The sequence below is a fragment of the Novacetimonas hansenii JCM 7643 genome, from assembly GCF_000964405.1.
GTDB classification, from domain to species: domain Bacteria; phylum Pseudomonadota; class Alphaproteobacteria; order Acetobacterales; family Acetobacteraceae; genus Novacetimonas; species Novacetimonas hansenii.
Genome location: NZ_BANE01000033.1, coordinates 1 through 9,109 on the forward strand (window position 1 = coordinate 1; position 9,109 = coordinate 9,109).

Consider the following 9,109-nt stretch of genomic DNA (forward strand, 5'->3'; position numbering starts at 1 on the left):
CGGCGGCGGCCGCGGCCCCCACGGCCAGTCCGGCCCCGGATGCGGCAGCCACACCAGCGCCGACCACACCAGCCGCCGTGGCGACAGCGGAGCCAGCCCCCAACTGCGGACCACCGGCGATCAGCCCGTTGGCCAATGCCGGTCCGAACACGGTCAGGCCGAGCAGCGTCAGGGAGGCGAGAATCAGGGTCAGCGCATCATTGATGGTGGGCGGGTTGTTGAAACCACTGGTGAACTGGCCGAACACCGTCGAGCCGATGCCGACGATGACGGCCAGCATCAGCACCTTGATCCCGGACGAGACGACATTGCCCAGCACCTTCTCGGCGAGGAAGGCGGTGCGACCGAACAGGCCGAAGGGCACCAGCACGAAGCCTGCGAGTGTGGTCAGCTTGAACTCGATCAGCGCCACGAAAAGCTGGATCGCCATGACAAAGAAACTGATGACCACGATCAGCCAGGCGAGCAGCAGCACCACGATCTGGATTGCGTTGTTGAAGATGGCCACGAAACCGACCAGCGAGGAAATCGAGGTCAGGATCGGCTTGCCGGCATCGATGCCGACCTGCGCCAGCCGCCCCGGCTGGAGAAGCTGCGCCTGGGTGAGATGGCCACCACCAGCCTCGATGCCGAGGCCTGCGAAGGATTCATAGATGATGCGGGCGAGACCGTTAAAATTCCCGATGATGAAGGCAAACATGCCTATGAACAGGGTCTTGCGGATCAGCCGCGCCAGTACGTCCTCGTCCGGCGCCAGCGTCCAGAACAGCCCGGCCAGGGTGATGTCGATCGTGATCAGGGTGGCGGCGAGCCAGTGAACGTCGCCCTGCACCAGACCGAAGCCGGAATCGATATATTGGGTGAAGATGGCAAGGAAATTGTCGATGACGCCGGTGCCCTGCTGCATGGCGTCACCGTGCGGTTTCGGGCGCAAAGAAGCGCTTGCGGTTCTCGGCCCAGATCGCTTCGCAAGCCGGATCGCCGTCGGCCTTCATGCCGAGGGCCTGGCAGCGCGCGAGACCGACGGCCAACCGGTCACGAGACCCCGGCGGCCCAAGATCCGGCACGCCGACGTCACGGGGGATATGCCGGAGATGAAGGCTTGCGGCCACGATGATCAGAACGACCAGCCCGACGGCAGCCAGCCGGAAGACGATCGGCGGGGAGAGACGTGGCCAGCGCATCAATGGAACATCTGCGCGGAGCCGGAGGTGTAGCCGGCGCCGTAATTGAGGAAATTCGCCAGTTGTGCCCGGCCCTGTTCCTCGCCTTCGACCTGACGCGCACCGTCCAGCGCCTGGGCGCGGCCCATCGCCGTGACGACTGCGGTGAGGTCGGCAAGCTGGCGCGTCTGCAGCGCGGTCAGCTGGTTGCCCGATTGCGCGGCCTGCAGGGCGCCGGTCGCGGACTGGCTCGAGGTGACCAGACTGTCGATCTGGCTGCGCGTGGCATCAAGATTCTGCACCGCGCCGGTCTGCACGCGCAGCCCGTCCTGATAGGCACCCCGCGCGTTCTGCCATCGCGTCTGCGCGTCGGCGGTCATCTGCGTCGCCGAGGACGGGCTGCCGAGCGCCTGCGGGTAGGTCTGCGAAAATGCCTGATCGATACTGGTCAGGTTATAGGAGAGCCCTCGCGCCTGGCCGACGATCTGCTCCGTCTGCTGGATTGATTGCTCCAGCGGCGACAGGACGGAGAGCGGGAGGTTCGCGAGATTGCGGGCCTGGTTCTCCAGCATGGTCGCTTCGTTGAGCAGGCTCTGCGCCTGCTGGTTGACCTGCTGCAGTGCCCGAGCGGCAATCAGGACGCTCTGCACATGATTGGCCCCGTCATAGACTGCCCATTGCGCATGGGCTGGCGCACTCACGGAAAACGGCAGCACCAGAGCAACGCCGGACACGAAAACTGATTTCATTGTCGGCATGTTTTTCATGATCCCTCTCCCGGATTGAGCATCTCCACCGCCCACTCAACACCTTTGTGCATTAGCCATGCCGCCGCGAACCCGTCGCGCCCATGCCGGGCAAAGATCCGGTCGATGGCGGCCTGGTCGGCGGGCGAGGACGCGGCGGTGAAGGCCAGCGCCACCTCGGACAGGCCGAGATCGAACAGCCGGTTGCCCCGCCGGGACTGGCAGTAATAATCGCGCTTGGGTGTCGCCCGGCTGAGGATCTCGATCTGGCGATCGTTCAACCCGAAGCGGCGATAGATCGCGGCGATCTGCGGCTCCAGCGCCCGGTCATTGGGCAGGAACACCCGCGTCGGGCAGCTCTCGATCAGCGCGGGGGCGATCGGGCTGGCATCGATATCGGCCAGCGACTGGGTGGCGAAGATGACGGAAGCGTTCTTCTTGCGCAGCGTCTTCAGCCATTCCCGCAACTGCCCGGCAAAGGCGCGATCGTCCAGCGCCAGCCAGCCCTCATCGATGATCAGCAGCGTCGGGCTGCCGTCAAACCGGTCCTCGATACGATGGAACAGATAGGACAGCACGGTGGACGCGGCACCCGAGCCGATCAGCCCCTCGATTTCGAAGGACTGGATATCGGCGACGCCCAGCCGCTCATGCTCGGCGTCGAGCAGGCTACCCCACGGCCCGCCGACACAATAAGGCTGCAACGCCTGTTTCAGCGCCAGCGACTGGAGCAGCGCCGACAGGCCGGTGAGGGTGCGTTCCGCAACCGGGGCCGAGGCCAGCGAGGTCAGCGCCGACCACAGATGCTCCTTGAGATCGGGCGCGACAGTGATCCCCTCGCGCTCCAGTAATGTCGCGACCCATTCCGCCGCCCAGGCCCGTTCGCCTGGCTCGTCGATGCGCGCCAGCGGCTGCAACGCGACGGGTTCGTTCCCGTCCTGCGCCAGCGCGCCGCCGAGATCGTGCCAGTCGCCGCCCATCGCAAGCGTTGCCGCGCGGATCGAGCCACCGAAATCGAAGGCGAAGATCTGCGCCCCGGCATAGCGACGAAACTGCATCGCCATGAAGGCCAGCAGCACCGACTTGCCGGCACCGGTCGGCCCGGCGATCAGCGTGTGGCCAACATCGCCGACGTGGAGTGCAAAGCGGAACGGCGTAGAACCCTCGGTACGGGCATAAAATAACGGCGGGGCGGCAAAGTGCCCGTCCCGCTCCGGTCCGGCCCACACCGCAGAGAGCGGGATCATGTGCGCGAGGTTCAGGGTGGAGACGCAGGGCTGGCGGACATTGGCGTAGACATGGCCCGGCAGGCTGCCGAACCAGGCTTCGAGTGCGTTCACCGTCTCGCGCATGCAGGTGAAATCGCGGCCCTGGATGGTCTTCTCCACCAGACGCAGCCGATCGGCGGCGACCGCCGGATCCTCGTCCCACACCGTGACGGTGGCGGTGACATAGGCCTGCCCGACCTGATCGGTGCCGAGTTCCTGCAACGCCGCATCGGCATCGGCGGCCTTGTTGGCGGCATCGGAATCCAGCAGCACCGACGCCTCGTTGGTCATCACCTCCTTGAGGATGGCCATGATCGATTTGCGCTTGGCGAACCATTGCCGCCGGATCTTGCCCAGCGCTCTGGTCGCGTCAGTGCGGTCGAGACAGATCGCCCGCGTCGACCAGCGATAGGGAAAGGCCAGCCGGTTCAGCTCGTCCAGCAGCCCCGGCCAGGTCTGGGTGGGAAAGCCGGTAATTGTGAGCGTGCGCAAATGGGCGTCACCCAGGCGCGGCTCCAGCCCGCCGGTCAGTTCCTCGTCCACCAGGATGGCATCGAGGTGCATCGGGATTTCTGGCACCCGGACCCGCTGCAGGCGGGTGGAGATGCAGGAGTGGAGATAGGTCAGGGTTTCGCCGTCATCGGGCCAGTCGGCTTCCGGCATGAAGCCGTCGAGTAGCGCCAGCACCCGGTCGGTCTGATCAATGAATCCCGCGACCACGGCCTGCCAGTCGGAGCCGCCACGGGCGCGGTTCTCGTAGAGCCAGGCCTCCGCGCGGGCGGCGTCGTCCGCCGGTGGCAGCCAGACCAGGGTGAGGAAATAGCGGCTCTCGTAATGGGCACCCTCTTCCTCGAACTGCGCCCGACGCTCGGCGTCGACCAGTTCGGAGGCCGGATCGGGGAACGGGCTGGAAGGATAGCCCCGCGCTTGTCGGCGCTGCGCCTCCACGAAAATGGCCCAGCCGGAGCCGAGCCGCCGTAGGGCGTTGTTCAGGCGGGACGTGATCGCGACCAGTTCGGATGCGGTCGAGGAGTCCAGGTCCGGACCGCGAAAGCGCGCGGTGCGCTGGAAGGCGCCATCCTTGTTCAGCACCACGCCTCTGGCGACCAGCGCCGCCCAGGGCAGAAAATCGGCGAGACGGTCGCGACGATGGCGGTATTCGGCAAGGTTCATCATGGCGACCTCATCCGACCATATGGGTGGGATAGCGCAGGTGCCGGCGCACCACGTCGACGAAGGCGGGATCTCGCTTGGCGGCCCAGACGGCGGCGAGATGGCCGACCAGCCAGAAGATCCCACCGGCGATCCACAGCCGCAGGCCGAGGCCGATCGCTGCCGACAGCGTGCCGGTGACGATCGCCACCGTGCGCGGCGCCCCGCCGAGCAGGATCGGCTCGATCAGGGCGCGATGCACCGGGGCGGTGAAGCCGGGAATGCTGTCCGGCTCCATCAGATCAGCGCCCCGCCCGAGAAGGAGAAGAAGGACAGGAAGAAGCTGGACGCGGCAAAGGCGATCGACAGGCCGAAGACGATCTGGATCAGGCGGCGGAAGCCGCCCGAGGTCTCCCCGAAGGCCAGGGTCAGACCGGTCACGGTAATGATGATCACCGAGATGATCTTGGCCACCGGCCCCTGCACGGATTCCAGTATCTCGTTGAGCGGGGTTTCCCACGGCATGCTGGAGCCCGAGGCGTAGGCCGGCGCCGACAGCAGGGCGAGCGAGAGCGTGGCGCCAGCCACGGGAAAGCGGCGGCGCAGGGCAATCATGCTTGTCATGGCGGATCTCCGGCGGATGCGAGGATGTAGTCCCCGTCCGGGGTCAGGCCCCGGACAGTGGCGAGTTCGGCCAGCCGCCGCGCGCTGCCGCGCCCGGACAGCACCGCGATGACGTCGATCGTCTCGGCGATCAGGGCGCGCGGTACAGTGACGACGGCTTCCTGGATCAACTGCTCCAACCGGCGCAGGGCGCCGATCGCAGACCCGGCGTGCAGGGTGCCGACCCCGCCGGGATGACCGGTGCCCCAGGCCTTGAGCAGGTCGAGCGCTTCGGCGCCGCGCACCTCGCCGATCGGAATCCGGTCGGGGCGCAGACGCAGCGAGGAGCGCACCAGGTCGGAGAGCGAGGCCGCGCCGTCTCTGGTGCGCAGGGCAACCAGGTTGGGCGCGGCGCATTGCAGTTCGCGGGTGTCCTCGATCAGCACCACCCGGTCGCCGGTCTGCGCGATCTCGGCCAGCAGGGCGTTGACCAGCGTGGTCTTGCCGGTGGAGGTGCCGCCGGCAACGAGAATATTCTGACGCTCGGCGACGGCACGGCGCAGAAACGCGGCCTGTGCGGCGGTCATGATGCCGGCAGTCACATAATCGTCGAGCGAGAACACCGCGACCGCCGGACGCCGGATGGCGAAGCACGGTGCTGCCACCACCGGGGGCACCAACCCTTCGAACCGCTCCCCGCTGCCCGGCAGTTCGGCGGAGACGCGGGGGCTGGCGGGATGCACCTCGACCCCGACATGATGGGCGACAAGACGGACGATCCGCTCGGCGTCGGCAGGCGTGATCCGGGTGCCGGTATCCTCCATCCCGCTGGCGAGCCGGTCGATCCACAGTCGGCCGTCCGGATTGAGCATCACCTCGACGATCGACGGATCATCAAGATGCCCGGCAATCGCCGACCCAAGGGCAGTGCGCAGCATGCGCGTGCCCCGGGCAACGGCTTCGGAACGGAAAGGCGCAACGGTCATCGGAAACCCGCGATTGGCCTCCCGAGGGAGGCTGTGGATCAGCGGGGTTGATTAGAAAGAGGCACGAACACGGAAGCGCAACAAGTCTCTGGGACCGTAGGGCGCCGGGATAGAAGAACTTGCATAGGAGTAGGTTGCTGTTTGGGCGCTGACGGGGCGACAGGGCGCTGCTACCGTTTTCTGGAATCGACCACGACACGGAGCTGTGCCCGCATGAGCAAAGCCTTTATTGCCGCCGTTCTTCGGGACGTTCATCATCCACAAGACCAAGGTCGGCAATACCGTGCGCTTCAAGGCCAGTCCGGTGCTGAAGAAGGTCGTGTGATCTGTCAGTCGGTCTCGTCAGCAGGTTCGAAAAAAGAGCCGGAAAGTGATAGAACTTGAAGATGGAGAGCGGACTGCACCCCCATCATAACTGTCATCCGAACGGACGCGGCTCTTCGACACAAGCAAGCACGCCATCCGGCAGCGGCCGCTGAAGGCACAGAGCCTCTACTGCCGGCGCGTTCATCCATACATCCAGTTCGTCCGGCTGCGTCAGGATCACTGGCATGGCCTTCGGATGGACCGCTCCTACGTCCCGGTTGGCGTCGGTGGTCAGAAACCCGAACAGGTCATCCGTCGTCTCTCCATCAGCCAGTTTCCGCACTGACGTCCAACGACACCAGATCCCGGCAAAGAAGGCCAATGGCTCTCCGTCGCTGCGGGCAAACCACACCGGCCGCGATTTCCCGTCGGGCAGACGCTCCGGTTCCGAGAAGGCGGTCAGCGGCACCAGACAGCGATGGGCAACACCTTCCCAGCACTTCCACCATGTCGAGGTCGGATTGCGGATGTTGGTGACACCACGATCGACCTTGTGCCCCCTGAGATAACCGGGCGGTGTCGGCATGCCCCAGCGCGCCATGACCAGTTCGCGACCATTGTCGCCATTCCGCACGACCGGTGCCATCGTATTCGGCCAGATCTCGGGCAACGGCTGAAGATTGCCTGTGCGATCCTCAAGGACTTTCGCGATCTCCCTGATCGCCTGCGGGTTGGAGGTCATGGAATAGAGATTGCACATCGGTCCTGCTCCCTTATGACCACATGCCGCGTAATCTGGCCGCCATATCGATCCTTACGGATTTCACCGCCTCCTGCCGGACCTGTTCCTCCGGTTTCACGACCGGCCACGCCACTGACTGAAACAGAGGCAGCATGTCCCGGTCGATGAAACGTGTGCGCGAGGCATAGACATGCCGGTCGCCCCGACTGTGCTGACCGTGCACATAGAAACGCTGCGGCACCATGATATCGAGACTGTCCTTCGCCCTTGTCATGGCCACATAGAGCAGGCGACGTTCCTCCTCGATGTCATCCTTCTCACCGGTGGCCAGATCGGACGGAATGCAGCCATCCACAGCATTCATCACGAAGACATTCTTCCATTCCTGCCCCTTGGCGGAATGAATGGTGGAGAGGATCAGATAGTCCTCGTCCAGCAGCGGCACGCCAGCCTGATCGGACGTGACATCCGGCGGGTCCAGCGTCAGTTCGGTCAGGAACTTCTCGCGTGACGGATAGCCGCCGGCGATCTGCTCAAGCTGCACCAGATCAGCCAGACGGGTGGAGGCGTCCTCATGCAGCCGCTCCAGATGCGGCTCATACCAGTACCGGACGGCCGCGATCTCACCGGGCCAGCCGACCTGATGGCTGCCAACGGCTGTCAGCAGGTTCACGAAACCCGTCCAGACCTCGCCGCTGCGTTGTGGCGCTTTGACATCCTTCAGCGCCTCGAAGGGATGCGCACTCTCGCCCATCGTATCCAGCACGCGCCGGGCCGAACTTGGCCCCACGCCTAGCAAAAGCTGCAACACCCGGAAGCCCGCGATGCGATCGCGCGGGTTCTGGGCAAAGCGCAATAGCGCCAGCACATCTTTCACATGCGCACTGTCGAGAAACTTCAGACCGCCAAATTTCACGAACGGAATGTTCCGCCGGGTCAGTTCCACCTCCAGCGTGCCGCTATGGTGCGAAGCCCGGAACAGCACGGCCTGCTGCTTCATCGGTGTCCCGGCCTCACGCTCTTCCAGGACCCGATCGGCGATGTAGTTCGCCTGGGCGGTGTCATCCCATATGGTGACCAGTCGCGGCTTTTCTTCCGACGCCCGGTCGGTCCACAGATCCTTGGTGAAACGCTCGGCTGCTTCTCCGATCACGGCATTGGCCGCATCCAAAATGGGTTTCGTGGAACGATAGTTCCTATCCAGCGTCACTACACGGGCCGGTGGATCGAAGGACGCCGGAAAATCAAGAATGTTGCGCACGGTCGCGGCCCGGAAGGCGTAGATCGACTGCGCGTCATCGCCCACCACCGTCAACCCGCTCCCGTCGGGTTTCATGCCTAGCAGGATGTCTGCCTGCAGCCGGTTGGTATCCTGATACTCATCAACCAGCACATGATCCCATTTGCCGCCGATGTCGGCGGCAAGCACCGGATCGCTGACCATCTGCGCCCAGCACAGGAGCAGATCGTCGTAATCCAGAACACCCTGTTCCTGTTTGGCCGTGACATAGCCTGCAAAGAGCTGTTTCAACTGGACTTCCCAACCCGCGCACCATGGGTAGTGCTTCAGCAGCACATCGGCGAGCGGTGCGCCGGAATTCACCACACGGGAATAGATGGCCAGACACGTGCCTTTGCCGGGGAACCGCTTTTCGGTTTTCGAAAAACCCAGATCATGGCGGATCAGATTCATCAGATCAGCGGAATCCTCCCGGTCATGGATCGAGAAGGCCGGATCCATACCGATCTGCTGGGCATACTCCCGCAGCAGCCGGGCACCGATGGAATGGAACGTCCCGGCCCAGGCCAGCGCGTCGGCCAGAGGACCAGCCTTGTCTCCCAGCACCGTTTTGCAAATGCGCTCCACACATCGCGTCATCTCGACACTGGCGCGCCGGGAGAAGGTCAGCAGCAGGATGCGGCGCGGATCGGCGCCCGAGGCGATCAGATGGGCCACCCGATGCGCCAGCGTGTTGGTCTTGCCCGATCCCGCGCCCGCGATGACCAGCAACGGAGAAGAGTCCGCCCCGCCCGGCGAGACTCCGGTCCCATGCGTGACCGCCTGTCGCTGGGCGTCATTCAGACGGGACAGATAATCGTCGCTGCCCGAAGCGGGAGAAGGTTCTGGATTCAATTCCTTAGC

Annotated in this window: 9 protein-coding genes; all 9 read right to left on the reverse strand. The window is 64.7% G+C overall.

The window, feature by feature from the left end; all coding sequences use genetic code 11:
- A partial coding sequence (gene trbL / locus B7G66_RS02250; RefSeq protein WP_048858818.1) for a P-type conjugative transfer protein TrbL occupies positions 1–907 on the reverse strand: 907 nt, incomplete at its 3' end.
- Between the two features lie 4 nt (positions 908–911).
- Positions 912–1,184 (reverse strand): putative entry exclusion protein TrbK-alt, encoded by a 273-nt coding sequence (gene trbK-alt, locus B7G66_RS02255; protein ID WP_003618871.1) that lies wholly within the window; start codon positions 1,182–1,184, stop codon positions 912–914.
- The gene (gene trbJ, locus B7G66_RS02260) at positions 1,184–1,930 is read right to left on the reverse strand and encodes a P-type conjugative transfer protein TrbJ (protein WP_040510596.1); all 747 of its coding nucleotides are present in this window, start codon (positions 1,928–1,930) and stop codon (positions 1,184–1,186) included. The genes trbK-alt and trbJ overlap by 1 nt, the downstream gene beginning before the upstream one ends.
- The gene (gene trbE / locus B7G66_RS02265) at positions 1,927–4,353 is read right to left on the reverse strand and encodes a conjugal transfer protein TrbE (RefSeq protein ID WP_003618869.1); all 2,427 of its coding nucleotides are present in this window, start codon (positions 4,351–4,353) and stop codon (positions 1,927–1,929) included. The genes trbJ and trbE overlap by 4 nt, the downstream gene beginning before the upstream one ends.
- A 7-nt stretch (positions 4,354–4,360) precedes the next feature.
- The gene (locus B7G66_RS02270; protein WP_003618868.1) at positions 4,361–4,627 is read right to left on the reverse strand and encodes a VirB3 family type IV secretion system protein; all 267 of its coding nucleotides are present in this window, start codon (positions 4,625–4,627) and stop codon (positions 4,361–4,363) included.
- A complete protein-coding gene (locus B7G66_RS02275; protein ID WP_040510593.1) occupies positions 4,627–4,953 on the reverse strand; it encodes a TrbC/VirB2 family protein in 327 nt (108 codons plus the stop codon). Before B7G66_RS02275 ends, B7G66_RS02270 begins: the two co-directional genes overlap by 1 nt.
- The gene (gene trbB / locus B7G66_RS02280) at positions 4,950–5,918 is read right to left on the reverse strand and encodes a P-type conjugative transfer ATPase TrbB (RefSeq protein WP_003618866.1); all 969 of its coding nucleotides are present in this window, start codon (positions 5,916–5,918) and stop codon (positions 4,950–4,952) included. Before trbB ends, B7G66_RS02275 begins: the two co-directional genes overlap by 4 nt.
- A 418-nt stretch (positions 5,919–6,336) precedes the next feature.
- On the reverse strand, positions 6,337–6,984 hold the full coding sequence (locus B7G66_RS02285) for an SOS response-associated peptidase (protein WP_003618862.1): 648 nt from the start codon (positions 6,982–6,984) through the stop codon (positions 6,337–6,339).
- Between the two features lie 13 nt (positions 6,985–6,997).
- Complete coding sequence (locus tag B7G66_RS02290) at positions 6,998–9,100, reverse strand: ATP-dependent helicase (RefSeq protein ID WP_003618860.1); 2,103 nt, start codon at positions 9,098–9,100, stop codon at positions 6,998–7,000.
- Positions 9,101–9,109 lie beyond the last annotated feature (9 nt).